Annotated in this window: 15 protein-coding genes; 12 read left to right on the top strand and 3 right to left on the bottom strand. The window is 46.6% G+C overall.

The features are described 5' to 3' along the window. The first annotated feature begins 21 nt into the window (after nt 1–21). Genes polA through C2758_RS08830 form a run of 3 tightly spaced genes read left to right on the top strand, consistent with a single transcriptional unit; the run spans nt 22 to nt 4,539 of the window. Complete coding sequence (polA, locus tag C2758_RS08840) at nt 22–2,847, top strand: DNA polymerase I (RefSeq protein WP_215327873.1); 2,826 nt, start codon at nt 22–24, stop codon at nt 2,845–2,847. A gap of 16 nt (nt 2,848–2,863) precedes the next feature. After that, a complete protein-coding gene (locus C2758_RS08835; protein ID WP_215327871.1) occupies nt 2,864–3,760 on the top strand; it encodes a dienelactone hydrolase family protein in 897 nt (298 codons plus the stop codon). Between the two features lie 5 nt (nt 3,761–3,765). Next, nucleotides 3,766–4,539 (top strand): ZIP family metal transporter, encoded by a 774-nt coding sequence (locus tag C2758_RS08830; protein ID WP_215327870.1) that lies wholly within the window; start codon nt 3,766–3,768, stop codon nt 4,537–4,539. On the opposite strand, the gene C2758_RS08825 is transcribed toward C2758_RS08830, so the two are convergent. Continuing rightward, nucleotides 4,536–5,366 (bottom strand): sulfurtransferase, encoded by an 831-nt coding sequence (locus C2758_RS08825; RefSeq protein WP_215327868.1) that lies wholly within the window; start codon nt 5,364–5,366, stop codon nt 4,536–4,538. The genes C2758_RS08830 and C2758_RS08825 overlap by 4 nt on opposite strands. Nucleotides 5,367–5,404: 38 nt before the next feature. Continuing rightward, nucleotides 5,405–6,511 carry an aromatic ring-hydroxylating dioxygenase subunit alpha gene (locus C2758_RS08820; RefSeq protein ID WP_215327867.1) on the bottom strand — a complete coding sequence of 369 codons (1,107 nt, stop codon included), beginning with the start codon at nt 6,509–6,511 and terminating at the stop codon, nt 5,405–5,407. A gap of 162 nt (nt 6,512–6,673) precedes the next feature. Here C2758_RS08820 and xseB point away from each other — a divergent pair, with 162 nt between their 5' ends. The 3 genes from xseB to dxs are packed head-to-tail and all read left to right on the top strand — an operon-like array spanning nt 6,674 to nt 9,753. Further along, nucleotides 6,674–6,907: an exodeoxyribonuclease VII small subunit gene (gene xseB, locus C2758_RS08815; RefSeq protein WP_215308331.1), complete on the top strand. Its 234-nt coding sequence runs from the start codon at nt 6,674–6,676 to the stop codon at nt 6,905–6,907. A gap of 22 nt (nt 6,908–6,929) precedes the next feature. After that, on the top strand, nt 6,930–7,832 hold the full coding sequence (locus C2758_RS08810) for a polyprenyl synthetase family protein (RefSeq protein ID WP_215327866.1): 903 nt from the start codon (nt 6,930–6,932) through the stop codon (nt 7,830–7,832). A gap of 16 nt (nt 7,833–7,848) precedes the next feature. Continuing rightward, nucleotides 7,849–9,753 carry a 1-deoxy-D-xylulose-5-phosphate synthase gene (gene dxs / locus C2758_RS08805; protein WP_215327865.1) on the top strand — a complete coding sequence of 635 codons (1,905 nt, stop codon included), beginning with the start codon at nt 7,849–7,851 and terminating at the stop codon, nt 9,751–9,753. Between the two features lie 148 nt (nt 9,754–9,901). On the opposite strand, the gene tsaD is transcribed toward dxs, so the two are convergent. Further along, complete coding sequence (gene tsaD / locus C2758_RS08800; RefSeq protein WP_215327864.1) at nt 9,902–10,975, bottom strand: tRNA (adenosine(37)-N6)-threonylcarbamoyltransferase complex transferase subunit TsaD; 1,074 nt, start codon at nt 10,973–10,975, stop codon at nt 9,902–9,904. A gap of 77 nt (nt 10,976–11,052) precedes the next feature. Between tsaD and rpsU the strand changes: the two genes are divergently transcribed. The 6 genes from rpsU (at nt 11,053) to C2758_RS08770 (ending at nt 19,003) form a co-directional block, all read left to right on the top strand. Next, nucleotides 11,053–11,265, top strand: a complete 213-nt coding sequence (gene rpsU / locus C2758_RS08795) for a 30S ribosomal protein S21 (protein ID WP_011903537.1) — start codon at nt 11,053–11,055, stop codon at nt 11,263–11,265. Between the two features lie 120 nt (nt 11,266–11,385). Next, nucleotides 11,386–11,832: a GatB/YqeY domain-containing protein gene (locus C2758_RS08790; protein WP_215327863.1), complete on the top strand. Its 447-nt coding sequence runs from the start codon at nt 11,386–11,388 to the stop codon at nt 11,830–11,832. Nucleotides 11,833–11,861: 29 nt separating this feature from the next. Further along, a complete protein-coding gene (gene dnaG, locus C2758_RS08785; protein WP_215327862.1) occupies nt 11,862–13,811 on the top strand; it encodes a DNA primase in 1,950 nt (649 codons plus the stop codon). Nucleotides 13,812–14,034: 223 nt separating this feature from the next. Beyond that, nucleotides 14,035–16,560, top strand: a complete 2,526-nt coding sequence (gene rpoD, locus C2758_RS08780; RefSeq protein WP_215327860.1) for an RNA polymerase sigma factor RpoD — start codon at nt 14,035–14,037, stop codon at nt 16,558–16,560. A gap of 857 nt (nt 16,561–17,417) precedes the next feature. Then, a complete protein-coding gene (locus C2758_RS10760; protein WP_251369187.1) occupies nt 17,418–18,062 on the top strand; it encodes a DUF6088 family protein in 645 nt (214 codons plus the stop codon). Beyond that, nucleotides 18,062–19,003, top strand: coding sequence for a nucleotidyl transferase AbiEii/AbiGii toxin family protein (locus C2758_RS08770; protein ID WP_371817695.1), 942 nt, complete (start codon nt 18,062–18,064; stop codon nt 19,001–19,003). The genes C2758_RS10760 and C2758_RS08770 overlap by 1 nt, the downstream gene beginning before the upstream one ends. The last annotated feature ends 252 nt before the right edge of the window (nt 19,004–19,255 follow it).

The raw sequence follows: 19,255 nt of genomic DNA, 5'->3' as shown, positions 1-19,255 counted from the left end.
ACTAGATTGTACGATTGCGGTATGACTAAACATAGACTCTTGTTGGTAGACGGCTCTAGCTACCTCTATCGCGCCTTTCATGCCATGCCAGACCTCAGAAATGGGGCAGGCGACCCAACGGGAGCTATCTATGGGATGGTAAATATGATGCGCCGGGCTCGCTCAGAACTCAAGGCTGATCACATTGCCTGTGTTTTTGACGCCAAAGGTAAGACTTTCCGGGACGAAATGTATCCCGAGTACAAGGCGCATCGATCCCCTATGCCTGAAGATTTGGTAAAGCAGATTGAGCCAATCCATGCCATGGTGAAAGCGTTGGGCTGGCCAGTATTAATGGTTTCTGGGGTTGAGGCCGATGATGTGATTGCCACCTTAGCTAGCCAAGCAACCCAAGCTGGCTGGGAAACGATTATTTCTACTGGTGATAAAGATTTGGCCCAGTTGGTGAACGCTTCTGTCACCTTAATTAATACGATGACTAATGAGAGGTTGGATATCAATGGCGTCATTGAAAAATTCGGAGTGCCTCCAGAGCGCATCGTAGATTACCTTTCCATCATTGGTGATGCGGTTGACAACGTGCCAGGCGTTCCTAAAGCCGGCCCTAAAACGGCAAACAAATGGTTAGCCGAGTTTGGTGATTTGGATAACTTGATAGCAAACGCTGACCAAGTAAAGGGTGTTGTTGGCGAGAACTTGCGAAATAGTTTGGAGTGGCTGCCACAAGCGCGTCAACTTATTACCGTCAAAACCGATTGCGATTTATCGCCCCATCTTCCAGGCTTGGATGACCTGCATGCGAAACCAGAGGATGCACCACTCTTGCGCGAGTTATTTGAACGCTATGCATTTAAGACTTGGTTGCGTGATGTGGAGAGGCAGTTGGGGGGTGTGACTCCTGAGTCCGTTAGAGATTTTGATTTGGCCGGTAGCCCCATCAAAAATACTACCGAAGAAAATGTAAAAAGCGAGGCTAAGAGATTTGGCCCCACTGCTACAGAAGCGACAACTGCCTTGTCGCAAGAAACAACGGATCTGCAAGGTGCGATTGCAAAACACTATGAGTGTGTAGTGGATCAAGTGACACTGGATCGTTGGATTAAAAAAATTGAAGGCGCTGCTCTTACGGCGGTTGATACGGAGACTACGAGCTTAGATGCACTGGCTGCTGAGTTAGTTGGTATCTCGCTTTGTGTTGCCCCTGGGGAGGCTTGTTACATTCCGGTAGCACATCGCAATGGAGAGGCTCAGCTCAGCCGTGAATTGGTTTTGGCGCGTATGAAGCCCTGGCTAGAAAGCGCTACCCATCTCAAGGTGGGGCAAAACCTGAAGTACGACAGTCACATCCTTGCAAACTACGACATTACTTTGCGCGGCATTGCTTTTGACACCATGTTGGAATCTTATGTGCTTGAATCGCATATGCCGCACAACATGGATAACTTAGCTGAGCGACATCTTGGCATGAAGACCATTAAGTATGAAGCGGTATGCGGTAAAGGTGTCCATCAGATTGGCTTTGATCAAGTAGATCTAAAGATCGCCACCGACTACGCCGCAGAAGATGCTGACATTACCTTGCGATTACATCAAGTATTGTGGCCACAAATTCAGGCAAGCCCTGGCCTTCTTTACATTTATGAAGATATCGAGATGCCAGCAATGCGGGTTCTGGGCATCATGGAGCGTAATGGAATTCGGATTGACTCTGCCTTGCTATCTCAGCAAGGTCAAGAAGTTGGCAAACGTCTGTTAGCTCTAGAGGGAGAGATTCATAAGCTAGCTGGGCAACCATTTAATATTCAATCTCCTAAGCAGATCGCAGAGATTTTATTTGGGCAGTTAGAGCTCCCTGTAATTAAGAAGACACCATCCGGTGCGCCATCGACTGATGAGGAAGTGCTGCAAAAGTTGGCAGAAGACTATCCCTTGCCTGCGCGTATCTTGGATTACCGTAGTCTCGCTAAATTGATGTCGACCTACATCGAGAAGCTCCCACGTATGGCAGACCCTAAAACAGGGCGCGTTCACACGAGTTTTTCTCAGGCAACTGCGGTAACGGGGCGTTTGGCTTCAAGCGATCCGAACTTGCAGAATATTCCTGTGCGCACGGAAGAAGGTCGTCGAATTCGGGAGGCGTTCATTCCGGCTGATGGTTGTAAGTTGCTTTCAGCAGACTATTCACAAATTGAATTGCGCATCATGGCGCACATTGCTGAGGATGAAAACCTATTGGCTGCATTCGCTGCTGGTAAGGATGTGCACCAAGCAACTGCCGCTGAGATTTTTGGCGTGCCGCTCGAGAGCGTTAATTCTGAGCAGCGTCGCTATGCCAAGGTCATTAACTTTGGATTAATTTATGGCATGAGTGCCTTTGGTCTAGCCGGTAATTTAGGTATTGAGCGCTCAGCAGCCCAAAACTATATTGCCAAATACTTTGATCGTTATCCAGGGGTTGCTCAGTATATGGAGCGCACTCGCCTGGAGGCTAGGGAGAATGGTTATGTTGAAACGGTCTTTGGTAGACGACTATGGCTCCCAGAAATTAAGAGTAGCGGTCCTCGCCGCCAGGGTGCAGAGCGGGCTGCAATTAATGCGCCAATGCAGGGAACGGCAGCCGACTTGATTAAATTGGCTATGATTGCTGTCGAAAACTGGTTGGAAAAAGAGCAGCTCAAGACTCGCATGCTGCTCCAGGTTCATGATGAGCTGGTATTTGATGTGCCACTGGATGAGCTGGCGCTTTTGCAAGCAAAACTACCTGATTTGATGTGTAAAGTAGCTGAGCTGAAGGTTCCGCTGGTGGTGGGTATTGGGATTGGCGATAATTGGGAAGAAGCGCACTAAATTAGGAGACTAAGAGATGACAACAAAAAAAGATCAGAATTCAAAAATGGTGTCTGGCGATAGAAGAGGTTTTATGAAAGCCTCTGCCATTACAGCAACCACTATAGGAATTGGTTTTGTAGCCGCTTCTGAGCCAGTCATGGCCGCAGCGATCGAAACCGATTTCAACGGTATTAAAGCTGGTGAGCAAATGATTCCAGTGGGAAGTTTTCAGATGCCCGCTTATGTTTCTCGTCCAGAAAAAGCCAAAGGTAATTTGCCGATTGTGATTATTGCCAGCGAAATATTTGGTGTACACGAATATATTGCTGACGTTACTAGACGTTTTGCTAAATTGGGTTACCTGGCCATTGCCCCAGAATTCTTTACACGCGCTGGCGATCCGAACACTTACGGCACTATTGCTGAGATTCAAAAAAATATCGTTGCCCCAACTGGTGATACTCAAGTTCTTAATGACTTACAGGCAGCTTTAGTATGGGCCGGCAAGAACGGCGGCAACTTGAAAAAGGTTGGTGTTACTGGATTTTGCTGGGGTGGTCGTATTACTTGGCTATCAGCCACACTGCCTCAGGTTAAGGCTGGTGTAGCTTGGTACGGCCGCGTCATTGGTGAAAAAACAGAGGGTAATCCGCGCCATCCAGTCGATATTGCTGCTGAGCTCAAGGCACCAGTGCTTGGCTTGTATGGCGGCGCTGATACTGGCATCTCCCTAGAGAGTGTTGAGCAAATGCGTGAAGCGCTTGCAAAAGCAGCCCCCAAAAATCCAGCAGCCAAAGCATCTCGTTTTGAAATCTACCCTGATGCACCGCATGCTTTCCATGCTGACTACCGCGCTACCTATCGCGAAGGTCCTGCAAAAGATGGCTGGGAAAAATGCATTGCCTGGTTTAAACAAAACGGGGTTGCCTAATTCCCATGTCAGTACTGCAAAGCATTTTGTTGGTAACAGCGCTAGCGGGAACCACTAGCGTTCTCATTGCCGCAAGTTTTTCTTTGTCTTTGCTATCAAAGATGGTTCATAGCATGGTGAGTGTGTCAGTAGGTATTTTGCTGGCCACCGCCTTGCTACATTCATTACCTGAGGCATTCACGATGCCGGGTGTGAACCCTCAGCTCTTATTTGCTACCTTGCTTGCAGGCCTCTTGGGCTTTTTCTTGCTCGAGAAAATTTCTTTATTACGTCATAGCCATCATCACGAAGGGGATGGCCATGATCATCACCATGGTCATGATGCAGAAGTCGCAGGTAGAAGCGGTTGGATGATTTTGGTCGGCGATGGCATACACAATTTTGTTGATGGTGTCTTGATTGCCGCCGCCTTTATGGCGGATTACCAGGTGGGTATCTTTACTGCGATTGCCATCATTGCTCATGAGATCCCGCAAGAGATTGGTGATTTCATCGTATTACTGAATGCTGGATTTACCCGTACTCGTGCTTTGATGTACAACTTGATTTGTGGCTTAGCTGCGGTATTGGGTGGCGTATTGGCTTACTTCTTTTTGGAGAGGGCTCATACGGCAATGCCTTACTTATTGGTCATCGCCTCAAGTAGTTTTATTTATATTGCGGTGAGCGATCTGATTCCACAAATGCACCGGCGCCCACATTGGGCTGAGTCCTTACGTCAAACGATTTTGATTGCAGGCGGCGTTGGCTTGGTCATTCTGCTCTCACTCTTGCATTAAAGAGCTACTGGTCGGCCTGGGTCGGCACACCATTCGCTCCAGCTACCTGCGTAAACACGTGAACCCTTGAGGCCAGCGATTTCCATAGCTAGAAGGTTATGACAAGCCGTCACTCCGGAGCCACATTGATGAATGACGTCAGAAGCTTTGGTTGAGCCCAAGAGATCTACAAAGTCTTTGAAGAGTTGCTCTGGGGCCTTAAAACTTTTTCTTGAAAGATTTTCTCTGAAGCAGTAATTAACTGCGTCGGGAATATGTCCGCCAACAGGATCTAAGGTTTCATTTTGACCATGGAAGCGATCATTTGCACGAGCATCAACAATGAGATTTGTTTTAGCTTTGAGATTGTGTACAACCTCCTCTACTGTCACTAAGCCAACATAAGGCATTGAGGGCACCGGCGTTGTTGTTGGATTTGCTTCGCGTGGCAATGTGCCGATGGGGCCATTCCAGGCATCTAGGCCACCATCTAAGACTTGAACATGGGCATGGCCAGTAGCTTTGAGCATCCACCAGAGGCGACTGGCATATACAGAACCCTGATTGTCGTAGGCAATCACCAAGGTGTTTGGGTCAATGCCGAGGCGAGATTTGGTTTGGGCCCAGGCTTCTGGGGTGGGAAGTGGGTGACGACCATTTTTACCTGTCTTTTCACCAGATAAATTGTGGTCTAGATCAACATACAGTGCGCCTGGAATATGGCCTTCTAAATAAGACTTGCGACCGGCTAGTGGGTCGACTAAATCAAAGCGGCAATCACAGACCAATACATTCTCACCACTGTTAATCATTTCTTCTAACTGGTTTGCAGTAATGAGTGGCGTCATGATGGCTTCCTATAGGGGGCGAAGTGGAGGTTACTGAATTATGCGCCTTGATAGTTCATGGCACGACGGTACCATTCATGAAAATGTTGCATACCGTCTTCCATGGGGCTTTGGTATGGCCCCACTTCATTTTGACCACGGGCTAGCAGGGCAGCGCGACCCGCATCCATGCGCTCTGCAATTTCATCATCCTCAATGCAGGTTTCCATATAGGCTGCGCGTTCTGCTTCTACGAATTCTCGTTCAAAGAGTGCGATTTCTTCTGGGTAATAAAATTCCACCACATTACGTGTTTTATTAGGGCCCAATGGATGTAATGTAGAAACACATAAAACACCTGGGTACCACTCGACCATCACATTGGGATAGTAGGTAAGCCAGATAGCGCCATGTCGTGGTGTCTTGCCTTGATGATGGCGCAACACTGCCTCATGCCACTTTTGATAGATGGGTGAGCCAGGTTTCTCTAAGTTCTTGTGAATACCAACCGTCTGCACGCTGTGCCAGTCACCGAATTCCCAGCGTAAGTCCTCGCAGGAAACAAACTTACCCAAGCCTGGATGAAACGGTACAACGTGATAGTCCTCAAGGTAGACCTCAATAAAAGTCTTCCAGTTGTAATTGCACTCATGGACCTCAACATGGTCTAGAACGTAGCCTTCAAAGTTGAGATCATCAGCTACACCAAGCTTAGCCAGATCGGTACGCACATCACGTGGACCTTCAAATAGAAGTCCTTGCCAATTTTGCAAAGGTGATTTACCGAGATTGAGGCAGGGCTTATCTTCAAAATGGGGTGCGCCCATGAGTTGACCGTTTAAATCGTAGGTCCAGCGATGCAAGGGGCAAACAATGTTGTCTGCTCTACCTTTGCCATTCAGCATGAGTGCTTGGCGATGACGGCAGACATTGGAGAGGAGTTCAACGCCCACTTGGTTTCGGACCAATAAGCGGCCCTCATTCTCGGATGCCAAGGTTTGGTAGGAACCTATCTCGGAAACCATGAGTTCGTGACCAACATAGCCTGGCCCCTGCTTAAAAAGCAGTTCAATTTCACGCTGATAGAGATCAACGTCAAAATAGGCCGAAACCGGCAGTTGTAAGTTGGACGGCGCAAGCTGCTGCGCGGTAGCCAGATTAGTCATTCTCCCCACCCCCGAAAACGTCAGCCGAAGCTAAGCGGAATAACCAATCCAACTATCGACGGATCGATATTGGAAAGGAAGGAAGCGATTATACCCATCTGACCCCCATCTCGCTTTAATATATGGGACTACATCTCTTAGAAATTTGAAGGAAATAAGCCAATGCCAGCAAAGAAATCTGAAGATCAGAAGTCCGGTCTTGAGCTACAAATCGACCCTAATTTGCGTTATGAGCAGGCTGTTAAGGAGTTGGAAAAGCTGATTTCTGACATGGAATCAGGCAAATTCTCTTTGGAAGAGACGCTTTTGGCTTATCAACGTGGCGCAGCACTCCTAAAACATTGCCAGGCCATGCTTGCTCAAGTTGAGCAGCAAGTTCGGGTATTCGAGGCTTAAGCTGCCCTAAGACTTTACCTTTATGAACAACGTACTTTCATTTGAAGATTGGGTTCGTGCTCACGGGCAGCGAACTGAATTGGCTCTCGATAGTTGGCTTGATGCAGCGAATGCCAACCCCGCACGTTTGCATGAAGCTATGCGTTATGCCGCTCAAGGTGGCGGTAAGCGCATTCGTCCTTTGTTGGTTTATGCCGCTGGTGAGCTAGGTGATGATTTCAATGAAGAGAAAAATACTGCTTTAGATTCCGCTGCGTTTGCAATTGAATGTATTCATGCCTATTCCTTGGTGCATGATGATTTGCCTTGTATGGATGACGATGATTTACGCCGTGGACGTCCTACTGTGCACAAGGCTTATGACGAGGCGACCGCTTTATTAGTTGGTGATGCATTGCAAACTCGCGCATTTGAGGTTTTGGCAAACACGCAGTGCGATGCTGATACGCGCTTGGCAATGATCGGTGCATTGGCTAGTGCGTCTGGTTCGCGCGGTATGGCTGGTGGTCAGGCGATTGATCTGGAGAGCGTGGGCAAAAAATTAGACTTAGCTGGCTTAAAGCAAATGCATGCTATGAAAACAGGTGCTCTGCTTTCTTGCTCGGTTCAGATGGGTGGTATTGCGGCCAAGTTGAATCCAACTCAAATGCAGCATCTCAAAAACTACTCTGAAGCCTTAGGCTTAGCTTTTCAAATTGTGGATGATGTTTTAGATGCCACTGCAGATAGTCAAACCTTGGGTAAAACCGCAGGAAAAGATGCGGCAAATGACAAGCCGACCTATGTGACCTTGATGGGTTTAGACTATGCCAAGCAAGCAGCAGCCGATTTACAAGAAACGGCGATTGCTAGCTTAGAGAGTTTTGGCGCTAAAGCCGGGGCCCTGAAAGATTTGGCTCTATTAGTGGTTAACAGAGGCAAATAAGATTACTAAAGATTTGATGACTTTAAATTCCATTCATTCCCCTACAGACCTCAAAAAACTTTCGCGCGAGCAGCTCCCTGCGCTTGCAGATGAATTACGTCAGTTTGTTTTGGATTCAGTATCTAAGACGGGCGGACATCTTTCCTCTAACTTAGGCACGGTCGAGTTATCCATTGCCTTGCACTATGTATTTGACACACCGCATGATCGGATTGTGTGGGATGTGGGTCATCAAAGTTATCCACACAAAATTTTGACTGGTCGTCGTGAGCGAATGAGTAGCTTGCGCCAGTTGGATGGTTTGTCAGGCTTTCCACGTCGTGCTGAAAGTGAATACGATGCCTTTGGTACCGGCCACTCTTCAACGAGTATTTCTGCGGCGATGGGCATGGCTCGCGCTTTTCAAACTAAGGGTGAGAAGCAAGTTGCTGTTGCGGTGATTGGCGATAGCGCCATGACTGGTGGAATGGCATTTGAAGCCATGAACAATGCGGGTGTGTATGAAGACCTTCCATTAGTAGTCATTCTGAATGACAACGATATGTCGATCTCGCCAGCGGTTGGCGCTCTCAATCGACACCTCGCTAGACTATTGAGTGGCAATATTTACTCTGCAACGAAGAAGGGTATTGATAGTGTTTTATCTATTGCGCCGCCTTTGCGGGAGTTTGCTAAACGCTTAGAAGATCATGCTAAGGGCATGGTTTCTCCATCCACTATTTTTGAAGAGTTTGGTTTTAATTACTTTGGCCCAATCGATGGCCATGATTTAGACGCTCTTATTCCGATGTTGCAAAATGTTCGCCGCTTGGCGCTTGAGGGGCGCGGCCCCCAGTTCTTGCATGTAGTCACCCGCAAAGGTCAGGGCTATGAGTTGGCTGAAGCAGACCCAGTGCTGTATCACGGCCCAAGTAAGTTCAATCCGGAAGAGGGTGTGAAGAAGTCTGCCGCGCCTTCTCAAAAAACCTTTACTCAAGTGTTTGGTGAATGGCTGTGCGATATGGCGCACGCTGATCCATTACTTATTGGCATTACACCTGCAATGCGTGAAGGCTCTGGTCTAGCGGAATTTGAAAAGAATTTTCCCAAGCGTTATTACGATGTGGGTATCGCTGAGCAGCATGCAGTCACGTTTGCTGCTGGCATGGCATGCGAAGGTATGAAACCCGTAGTGGCGATTTACTCAACATTCCTGCAGCGCGCTTACGATCAACTGATTCATGATGTCGCGATTCAGGATCTGCCAGTCTTGTTTGCTTTAGATCGTGCCGGCTTGGTTGGTGCAGATGGTGCAACCCATGCTGGTGCATATGACATCCCGTTCTTACGTTGCATTCCGAATATGTTGGTCTTGACACCGGCAGATGAAGCGGAGTGCCGTGATTTATTGACGACTGCATTTCATCAGCCGCATCCTAGCGCTGTGCGCTATCCGCGAGGTGCTGGTGTTGGAACCATTCCTTCAAAAGAATTACGCACTGTGCCACTAGGTAAAGGTGAAGTGCGTCGTAAGTCGAGTACGCTTGCGGGTCAGCGCATAGCGATCTTGGCTTTTGGAACTTTGCTCTACCCAGCACTTGAAGTGGCTGAACAAATCGATGCCTCAGTTGCCAATATGCGCTTTGTTAAACCATTGGATCTTGAGCTACTCAAATCCTTGGCACAAGACCATGATTATTTTGTGACGATTGAAGATGGTGCGATTCAGGGTGGTGCTGGTAGTGCGTGCTTAGAGGCACTTTCTGCAATGGGGATAAACAAACCCCTTTTGCAATTAGGTCTTCCTGATGTATTCGTGGAGCATGGCGATTACAAACTCCTGATGAGTCAGTGTGGCCTGGACGTTGCGGGGATTGCAAAGGCTATTTCCCAACGTTTTCTACTTAAAACTGCAACAAATCCTGTAGCCGTGGGCAAATAAGTCATCTCTCAAGCCATGCTAGACATTCAGTTCTCGCATGATGAGCGTATTTTGTCTTTAGTAGTTTAGGTTGAGAATTTTGAATCGATTCACAACCATAGTGCCTACGCCAAAATTAGTCTGAATAAGTAATAAATTCAGCAATAATCTAGGTAAGATTATTGCTCGCCAAATCCCAGCGGGGTTTGATATCGAAAGCACCTGAAGTAGTTGAGCCATTATTTTCTGCCAACATACGCAGCGCTCCAGCAAATGCAATCATCACGCCGTTATCAGTACATAGATCGACTGGCGGATAGTGCACTTCAAATCGATTCTTCTTAGCGCTCGCATTAAGAGCTGCGCGTAATTGCAAATTGGCACCCACACCGCCTGCCAGCACTAGATGTTTGCAGCCAGTTTGCTTCAGTGCCTTCTCTGATTTACTGACGAGTACTGCAACTAAGGAATCGACAAAGCTTCGCGCAAGATCCGCATGAAAAGTTGCTATCTCATCTGGATCAGTAATGTCTAATGCCTCAAATTTTTTCACCTGGTTCAGCACTGCTGTTTTGAGTCCGGAGAAAGAAAAGTCCAAATCCCCTGAGTGCAGCATTGGCTTGGGCAAATCAAATCTTCCGGATTGCCCTTTTTCTGCCAATTTAGAGATAGCAGCTCCGCCCGGGTAGTCCAAGCCGAGTAATTTGGCTGTTTTATCAAAGGCTTCGCCAGCAGCGTCGTCCAAGGTTTCACCTAGAAGTTGGTACTTACCAACTCCGCTCACCAGCATCAGCTGGGTATGTCCGCCTGAGACTAGGAGGGCGATAAAGGGGAATTCCGGTACAGAGATCCCTAAAAGTGGTGAAAGCAGGTGTCCTTCAAGGTGATGCACCCCAATTGAGGGAAGATTGAGGCCCTGGGCAAGGGATTTGGCAAAAGCACTACCTACGAGCAGTGCGCCAGCCAATCCAGGCCCCTGGGTATAGGCGACCGCATCAAGATCCTTTAATTTGAGTCCAGCCTCATGCAAAGTGTCGTCCAGAAGAGGTAAAACCCGTTTTATGTGGTCTCTAGAGGCTAATTCCGGGACAACACCTCCGTAGTCCCGATGCATTGCAATTTGGGAGTGCAGCGCCTGTCCTAGGATGCCCTGATGGGCTGGGGCGTGGTTTTCCCAGGGGGCGGTGTCGTATACGGCCACCCCGGTCTCGTCACAAGAAGTTTCTATGCCTAAAACAATCATTTTTGTATTTGGTCGTGCTAGAATCGCATTTCAGTTAATTTATCGATATTTTTCGAGCATATACGAGTTAAACAAGTATGACTACAGTCCGCCTCCGTGAGAACGAACCTTTTGAAGTGGCATTGCGCCGTTTCAAGCGCACCATTGAAAAGAATGGCCTTTTGACAGACTTGCGTGCACGCGAGTTCTACGAGAAGCCAACGGCTGAACGTAAGCGTAAAAAGGCTGCTGCTGCTAAACGCCATTACAAGCGTATTCGCAGCCAGATGTTGCCTAAAAAGCTTTACTAATCGAATTTAAAAGCTCTCCTCACCGAGAGGCTTTGAAACCCGCTGACGGTGAAACGCAGCGGGTTTTTGCTTTTGAATCGCCAGCAATGTATGAGATATTGAATACAGGGGAAAAATACCATGAGTCTGAAAGATCAAATTACTGAAGATATGAAAAACGCGATGCGTGCAAAAGCAGTGGCGCGTCTTGGAACGATTCGCCTTCTATTAGCAGCCATCAAACAGCGTGAAGTGGATGATCGCATTGTGATGGATGATGCCAGTGTCATCGCTACCATTGAGAAGATGATTAAGCAGCGCAAAGATTCGATTTCTCAATTTGAGAAAGCCAATCGTGATGATTTAGTTGCAATTGAGGCAGCCGAGATGGTCATCCTGCAAGACTACTTGCCAGCACAGTTATCTGATGCAGAAGTAGCGGTAGCGGTAGCTGCAGCAGTGGCATCCACTGGTGCTGCTGGTCCGCAAGATATGGGTAAAGTGATTGGCGTTCTCAAAGGTCAATTGGCTGGTAAGGCTGATATGGGTAAAGTTTCTGGTTTAGTAAAAGCGGCACTAGCTAAGTAAGTTCACAAGCTCAGCCTCATCCCATACTGATGGCTCTCATACCCCAATCCTTCATTGCCGATTTACTAAATCGGGTCGACATCGTGGATGTGGTTGGGCAGCACGTGAAGTTAAAAAAAGCGGGTGCGAACTTTCAAGGTTTGTGCCCCTTCCATTCAGAAAAATCCCCTTCATTTTCTGTATCACCTACCAAGCAGTTCTATCACTGCTTTGGTTGTGGGGCGCACGGTTCTGCTATTAGTTTTCTGATGGAATATTCTGGTCTTGGTTATGTAGATGCTATTGAAGACTTGGCGCGTTCCGCAGGATTGGATGTGCCGCGTGAAGAGCGCACTGCAAATGATATTGCCCGCCAACAGCAGACCATGGCATTGAGTGAAGTGATGAGTGCAGCTGCCGATTGGTATCGTCAGCAACTCAAAGTTGCTCCGCGTGCAGTGGAATATCTCAAAGGGCGTGGCCTTACTGGTGAGATCGCTAAACGGTATGCCTTGGGCTATGCGCCCGATGGTTGGCAAGGCCTGGAGGCAATCTTTGGGACTTATGCCAATGATGAAGTAGCGAAGACTTTGCTGGAGGGTGGCTTACTCATCCAGAGTGAGCAGACCGAAAATAGCCAAACTGCCAGACGCTACGATCGCTTTCGTGATCGCATCATGTTTCCGATTCGCAATTCTAAGGGGCAGACCATTGGCTTTGGTGGACGCATCTTGGATCAAGGTGAGCCCAAGTATTTAAATTCTCCTGAGACACCATTGTTCTCTAAAGGTAATACCTTGTACGGCCTGTTCGAAGCTAGACAGGCTATCCGCTCGCAAGAATATGTTCTTGTATGCGAGGGTTATATGGATGTTGTAGCACTCGCGCAATTAGGTTTTCCTAATGCCGTAGCTACATTAGGTACGGCCTGTACTGCAAACCACGTGCGCATGTTGTTGCGCCAAACCGATAAAGTCGTGTTTTCATTTGATGGTGACTCTGCTGGGCAGCGTGCGGCGCAACGTGCGCTGGAAGCATGCCTCCCATTAATGTCCGATGATAAAGAAATTCGCTTCTTGTTTTTACCTACAGAACACGACCCCGATAGTTATGTCCGAGCCTATGGTGCACCTGCCTTTGAAAAAGTCATCAAAGAAGCGATGTCGATCTCAAGCTTCTTCTTTAAGATTGCAAGTCAAGACCACGAGTTAACAACGCCTGAGGGAAGAGCGCAAACACATCATGCAGCAAAACCAATGTTGCTATCCATGCCGCCAATTGCTCTGCGTACGCAAATATTGCGTGAGCTGGCTATTCGCACTAATTCAACACCTGCAGAGTTAGAGTCTTTTTGTGGATTGACGATAGTGCCTGCACCAGTGCAGCAGGGTTCTTATGCAATAACAAATCAACGCGCACCTAATTTTGTGCAAGCTAATAGCGGTAACCGGACCCAGGGCGCGCCTTGGCAGGCCTCTAAGGGTTCAGCGAAAAGAGCGCCTGTACTCAACATTCCACCTCCGCAAGCTCCTACAGATTTGGCGGAGCAGATGTTGCGAGTCTTGATTCAGTTTCCCCATTTAGGAAAAGCTTTGGATGCTAATAAGAGGACGCTTGCTTTACAGGCTTCCGCGCTGCGCTCAGAAAAAGCATTGGAGCTCATGAAGGATTTATTGACTCAATGTGATCAGGTTGAATTGATTCCCGGTGAAAACGGTAAGCCACCAGCAGTAGGTGCCGGCGCATTTGCTTTATTCCAAGAGCAGCTATCTCGCAGCGAGTTGGCTCCGCTCTATGAGGTGTTAAGAAAGCGGGTCATGGGCTCCGATTTAGAGATTGAAGGAGCGATGGCAGATTTAGATGGCGCCTTTAAAAAGCTGGAGCTTACCCACCTGAAAACAGAAATGACAGAAATTGCTCAAAAGATTGCTGGCAGCATTGCTACAGAGCAAGATCGAGCTCGATATCGCGAACTGGGCGAAAGACTGAAATTCTCCTAGGAATTTTCTGATTTAAGCCCAGAAAAACCCGAAATTTACCCCGTATTTTGAGTATGGATGGGGGTAAAAAAGTCACAATCGACTATAATCCTCTATTCCCAGAAAAAAAACGATTTAATTCAGCCACTTGCGCTTTATTTTGAAGAAATTTGGGGCAAGTGGACTAGTGGCTGCGCCTAAGCAGTCGAGAACAATCATCAGTAACGTGAGTAAGTGCTAATAAATGCCTAATACCAAGAAAAAACCAGCAGCTAAACCAGCCAAGCCAGTAGCGAAAGCCAAAGCAGCAGCCAAGCCAGTGGCCAAAGCCAAGGCGCCTGCTAAACCAGTGGCCAAAGCCAAAGTACCATCTAAACCAGCCAAGCCAGTAGCGAAAGCCAAAGCACCAGCAAAGCCAGCTGCTAAAGGAAAAGCGCCTGCTAAACCAGTAGCTAAAGCTAAAGCACCAGTAAAAGCAGCCAAGCCAGCAGCTAAAGCAAAGACGCCCGCTAAACCAGTTAAGCCAGTAGCTAAAACTAAAGTACCAGCTAAGCCAGTGAAGGCCCCCGCTAAAGCAGCAAAAGCTCCAACAAAGACCGCAGCAAAGCCAGTAGCGAAAGTTAAAGCTGTTGCTCCTAAGCTTGAGTTAAAGCCAGCCAAGGCCGCTAAAGCGGTTAAGGAAGTTCCGGAAGCTAAAGAAGCTAAGGGTAAAAAAGCAAAAGTAGTTGAGCCTGGGACTGAGCTTGTTAAGACTGAGGAGGTAAAAAAAGGTCGTAAACCCAAAGCGGATGCTCCTGCAGAAGGTGCTGAGCCAGTTCTGACTGATCGTCAAAAAGCGCGTGAGCGTAAGGCCAAAGAAAAGGCACTCTTAAAAGAATTCGCAGCACAACAGTTAGGCTCTGAAGAGCAGCAAGAATTACGTCGTACTCGTCTGAAGACATTGATCAAGATGGGTAAGTCCAAGGGTTACTTAACTCACGGCGAGATGAATGACGTGATGTCAGATGAGTTGTCAGATGCCGATGCATTAGAAACATTGATCAGCCTCTTAAACGATATCAACATTACTGTGTATGAGCAGGCCCCAGATGCTGAGACGCTCCTCCTTAATGAAAATGCTTCTGCAACCACTTCCGAAGAAGAGGCTGAAGAAGAGGCAGAAGCCGCTTTAGCTACTGTCGACTCAGAGTTTGGTCGTACAACTGATCCAGTGCGTATGTATATGCGCGAGATGGGTACTGTGGATTTGCTGACTCGCGAAGGCGAAATCGTAATTGCGAAAAAGATTGAAGCAGGTCTTAAAGATATGGTGATGGCCTTGGCCGCTTGCCCTGTCACCATTGGTGAGATCTTGGCTAACGTAGACAAGATTGCTAGCGGCGAGATGGAGATTGATCAATTTGTAGATGGATTAGTTGATCCTAACGCTGAAGATATTAAGCTTGGACCGGAAGAGCCAGAGATTGACCCAGATGCTGAAGTGGGTGACGAAGAAGGCGTTGAAGATGAAGGTGGCGGTGGCGGCGGCGCAGCTACTGCAAACGCTAAGCAACTAGAGGAGTTAAAGCAGATCTCTCTAGAGAAGTTTGCAATTGTGCGTACCCAGTCTGACAAGATGCGTCGTGCTTTTGATAAGGAGGGTTATAACTGCCCGGCTTATATCAAGGCGCAAGAAGCTATTCGTGGTGAGTTACTTGGTTTCCGCTTGACTGCAAAGAGTGTCGAGAAGTTATGTGACACCATGCGCTCACAAGTGGATCAAGTTTGGAAGCTCGAGCGGGGCATTGTGAGCTTGTTGGTAGACAAGGTAGGCGTTAATCGTGGCGAAGTATTAAAAGACTTCCCAAAAATGTCGATGAATCTAGAGTGGGTAAACAAGCTACTCAAAGAAAACAAGCCGTACACAGCATTGCTACAGCGTAACGTTCCAGCGATTCAGGAATTGCAGCAGAAGTTAATCGATATTCAGACGCGGGTTGTATTACCACTTCCAGAATTAAAAGAAGTAAACAAGCAGATGACTGCTGGTGAGAAGCGTGCGCGTGAAGCTAAACGTGAGATGACTGTCGCCAACTTACGCTTGGTAATCTCGATTGCTAAGAAATACACCAACCGCGGTTTGCAGTTCTTGGACTTGATTCAGGAAGGTAATATCGGTTTGATGAAGGCGGTAGATAAGTTTGAATACCGTCGTGGTTATAAGTTCTCTACCTATGCAACCTGGTGGATTCGTCAGGCGATTACCCGTTCTATTGCTGACCAAGCACGTACGATCCGTATCCCAGTCCATATGATTGAGACGATCAATAAGATGAACCGTATTAGCCGTCAAATCTTGCAAGAGACTGGACATGAGCCAGATGCTGCAACCTTGGCTCTCAAAATGGAAATTCCTGAGGATAAGATTCGCAAGATTATGAAGATTGCTAAAGAGCCAATCTCCATGGAGACACCAATTGGTGACGATGCGGACTCAAACCTGGGTGATTTCATTGAGGATAGCAATACCTTGGCTCCAGCTGAAGCAGCCTTGCATGAATCGATGCGCGATGTAGTGAAGGATGTCTTGGATTCATTAACACCACGCGAAGCAAAAGTATTGCGTATGCGCTTTGGTGTTGAGATGAGCACAGACCATACCCTCGAAGAAGTGGGTAAGCAGTTTGACGTGACTCGTGAGCGTATTCGTCAGATTGAAGCCAAGGCCTTGAGAAAGATGCGTCATCCAAGCCGTAGCGACAAACTCAAGACCTTCCTCGAAGAGGATTGATAAAGAATTTTTTAAGTGATGCAAGCCTTAAGTCTACCTACATCCTGTGAAGTTCGTCACGGTTGAATCGGAAGTTTTTAGGAAGACGTCCTCGGAATTTTTTTAGTTTGAGAAAACGCTCTTTAAGCGAAATTTTATTTTTCATAAAAGAATCTTACTTAACTAGCATTGCTAAGTGTAATAACCCTATTAGTTGTAATAAATAGGGCGCAGTTTTAGGGCCTATAGCTCAGTTGGTTAGAGCAGAGGACTCATAAGAAAGAAGCCCTAGGGGTCTTGTAACAAAGACCTCAATAGATTCAAGAGGTTAGTGGTGAATTAGGCGGTATATATTCACTACACACCGCTTACACACCGGAGCAAAAACCGAGGTGTGTAGTAAATGCGGTTTTAGTGTGGTTTTGAAGTAAAAAACATCAGCAGTAAGGTGTGTAGTAAACGTAAAGTTTTAGGGCCCATAGCTCAGTTGGTTAGAGCAGAGGACTCATAGCGAAAGTTGTGCCTTATGCGTGGAAACTGCATAAGGGATGGTGTCAAATTCGGAGAAAGCTAAATGTAGCCAAAAGCTGCACAAGCTAACGCCGAGCGAAGCTTAGTAGAAATACTTTGAACGTGTAGAGACTAGACGGCACCCATCTAAGTCGAGCAATCGATATGATGAAGGCATAGTCCAGGGAGTAATGAAAATTACACAAACCGGAATCCTTTGGTCCCAGGTTCAAGTCCTGGTGGGCCCACCAGAAAAGCAAACCCCAGTTAGAGATAGCTGGGGTTTTGTCTTTTTGAGCGTTACTTTAAGTAACGCTTGTTAAGATCATGTACCTATGCTAATATGCATGAAATTTCAATAAAAAATCATGCAAAAAGAGCCTGTAAAACCTCCCTTAAATACTTCGCCTGAATTACGCAATAGCGCATTGGGGAGACTTCTCTCGCGTCTTAAGAAGGGTCATGTTTATAGAAGAGAGGATCTTTTAGGAGACTCCAATGCGGTTGACCGTCATTTAAAACAATTGGTTGATGCGGGTGATTTAGAAAAGCTGGCGCAAGGGCTGTATTACGTACCTAAGTCCTCCACTTTTGGCAGGGTGCCTCCGAAAGACGATGAGCTAGTAGAAGCTTTTTTAAAAGACGAGAACTTTTTGTTACTTTCACCTAATAGCTACAACTCCTTGGGTCTAGGAACAACCCAGCTCTATAACAAAACTGTGGTGTACAACCATAAACGCCATGGCGTCTTTAAATTGGGTAATAGAAGTTTTGAATTTCGGGTAAAACCGCGCTTTCCAAAAAAGCTGGATAAAGAATTCTTATTGGTGGATCTATTGAATAACCTAGATTCGCTTGCCGAGAATAAAGATGATGTATTGGCTAAGGCAGAGAAGCAGTTAAATAAGTTTGAAACTGCTAAATTGCAAAAAACAGTTAGTGCTTATGGGGCAGGGAGAACGAAGAAGCGGGTTTCATCTTGGTTGCGTGATACGCAGAGAGCGAGTACTTAGTGCTTTTGCATGAACATAAGGATTTCAAAGATCTGATTGCTACTGAATCAGATAATATGGGTATTGATCCCACATTGGTTGAAAAGGATTATTGGATCATGCATTGCCTTTGGGGATTGCAGCAACAAGGATTTACATTTGAATTGAAGGGTGGAACTTCATTATCCAAGGGGTTTGGATTAATCCATCGCTTTTCCGAAGATATTGATATCCGCATTGAGCCGCCAGTAGGCATGGATGTTAAGACTGGCAAAAATCAAGATAAAGAAGCGCACATAAAATCTCGATCTGACTTTTACGACTGGGTTGCCAGTAAGATGAAGATTCTTGGTATACAAGATGTTGTGCGAGATCATGCATTTGATGACTCAGAAAAAATGCGCAGTGGTGGGGTCCGCTTAAATTACCAATCAATAATGCCATCGTTGGGTGGTTTAAAGCATGGTGTTTTATTAGTGTTAGGCTTTGACGATACGGCACCCAATCAGCCGGTAGATATTTCATCATGGGCATACGATTATGCAATTAAGTACATCAAAGACATTGATGATAATAGAGCCAAAAATGTCTTGTGTTACTTGCCTGAATATACTTTTGTGGAAAAACTGCAAACAATCTCTACGAAGTATCGCCAATACAAAGATGGCAAAGGATTTCCTAAGAACTTCCTAAGGCATTACTACGACGTATATTGTTTATTGGATTACCCATCAGTGTTGGAATTTATTAAGACTGATAGGTATCAGACTAGGAAGGTAGAGCGTTTTCCCAAGTCCGATAACTTAATCATTTCTCAAAACCCAGCTTTTCTTCTGAGTGATTCGGAAGACCGAAAGTTGTTTGAATCAGAATATCAAAAAGTAGCTAGCCTATATTACAAAGGCCAGCCAAATTTTCCTGATCTATTAAATCGGATAAGTCAGCATCTAAAGGCTTTGTAGGTAAATCCATTTTGGAGCAACGAAGTGCTAGATAGTTGCTCCAAAATTCCTTTGGTTTTCGAAACCAAAGAGCGAGATAGTGTTTGTTGTGATCTTATTAATCTAGTCACACAAAAGCTCACACACCGATATTTAGGCGACGTAAGCTCTTGAAATCCTAGTGGTTTTCTTTGGATGTCTGCTCTCATAATCCTTTGGTCCCAGGTTCAAGTCCTGGTGGGCCCACCAGAAAAGCAAACCCTCATCAGAAAT

This window comes from Polynucleobacter sp. AP-Sving-400A-A2 (assembly GCF_018688155.1).
In the GTDB taxonomy this organism is placed as follows: domain Bacteria; phylum Pseudomonadota; class Gammaproteobacteria; order Burkholderiales; family Burkholderiaceae; genus Polynucleobacter.
The sequence above is the reverse complement of the archived record's forward strand: the minus strand, read 5'-3'. Positions and strand labels throughout refer to the sequence as shown.